Here is a 1421-nt window from a genome sequence, read left to right as displayed (position 1 = left end):
GCCCGGGGTGGCGCCGTGCAGTTGGCGGGCGGCTTCGAGCTCGTTGCCGACGGCGGCCCAGGACTCCGGCTCCCAGCCGAGCTTCACAAACGCGAACGCGAAGGCCTGCTGCATCTCATCGGCCCGGGTATAGCGGGCGGCCCCGGCCGGTTCCAAGTTCACCTCGCCCACCAGCAGGCGGTGCGGCTGGTACTGCTCGGCCAGGGTGCGCCAGCGGCGGTAGACCTCGTGGACTTCCTCCTGGTCCGAGACCTGCGGGTTGGACCGCAGCCCGTCCACCACACCGCCCTCCGACGGCGAATCGGGAAGCCCCTCGGCCTTGAACAGGGCATGGGCGACGTCTATCCGCAGCCCGTCCACGCCCTTGTCGAACCAAAAGCGCAGCACGCCGTCGAAGCAGTCGCCGACGGCGGGGTTCCGCCAGTTCCAGTCCGGCTGCCCGGCGGAGAACAGGTGCCGGTACCAGTAGCGCCCCAAAAATTTGTCCGCCGCTAGCCCGCCACCGCCGCCTTTGCCTCCTGCTTGGCCGCCATCCACTCGCTCAGCCACGGGGCCCGGACGCTCGACGTGATCCGGCAGTCGGCCACGAAGGTTCCCTTGGCGCCGGCGTCGATCCAGTCCTGGAGCGCGGAAAGGTCCGCCAGGGAGCGGATGATCGCGGATTCGGCACCGAGCGCGCGGGCGATGCCGCTGAAGTCCACTTCGGGGATCAGCATGGGCTTTTCGGTCAGGCCTTGGGAGCCGTACTGGTGGATTTCGGCTCCGTAGGCGGCATCGTTGTAGATCACCACGACGGCGCTGCTGGCCGCACCGATCAGCGATTCGAGGTCAGACAATCCCATCAGGAGACCGCCGTCGCCGGAGGCCAGCACCACGGTGCGGCCGTCCTCCACCGCACGGGCTGCCCCGACGGCGCTGGCCAGTCCCAGCCCGATGGCCTGGAACGCGGTCCCCACCATGACCAGGTCCTGGGGCCTCGGGATGCGCCAGTACATGGGCGCCCAGCCGACGAAGTGCCCGCCGTCCTGGACCACCGTGCGGCGCTCCGGCAGTACCGTATCAAGTGCCCTGGCAAGGGAGCGCGGATCCAGCCGACCGTCCGGCGTCTCCGCTGAGCCGGGATGGTGGGCCGGTCCCTCCGACAGGCGTTTACGGGCTTCCGCGCGCCACGCTTCCGAGCGCGTGTCCGCCGGAATGCCGCCTTCGAGCATCCCCAAGATCCGTCCCGCAGCAGACTTCACGTCCGCGCTGACGAACGTGTCCACCCGGGGGTGCGTCGGCTGCAGGGCGGTGTCGATCTGGATGACCGTGCTGTCCGGGCCGAGAAGGTGCCCGAACCGCATGGTGAAGGGGCTCAGGCTTGCCCCGGCCACGAGGACCACATCGGCCTCACCCATGAGCCCGGCCGCGGTGTCCGTACC

Annotated in this window: 2 protein-coding genes; both read right to left on the bottom strand. The window is 69.8% G+C overall.

Annotated features, from left to right (window positions below; genetic code table 11):
• Window positions 1-477, bottom strand: a 477-nt coding sequence (locus AB4Y86_RS18875) for an alpha-amylase family glycosyl hydrolase (RefSeq protein WP_441403663.1), incomplete at its 3' end; no start/stop codon positions are given.
• Between the two features lie 14 nt (window positions 478-491).
• A partial coding sequence (locus AB4Y86_RS18870; protein WP_441403662.1) for a thiamine pyrophosphate-dependent enzyme occupies window positions 492-1421 on the bottom strand: 930 nt, incomplete at its 5' end.

The organism is Arthrobacter sp. 2YAF22_2, from assembly GCF_052114645.1.
GTDB lineage: Bacteria > Actinomycetota > Actinomycetes > Actinomycetales > Micrococcaceae > Arthrobacter.
The sequence above is the reverse complement of the archived record's forward strand: the minus strand, read 5'-3'. Positions and strand labels throughout refer to the sequence as shown.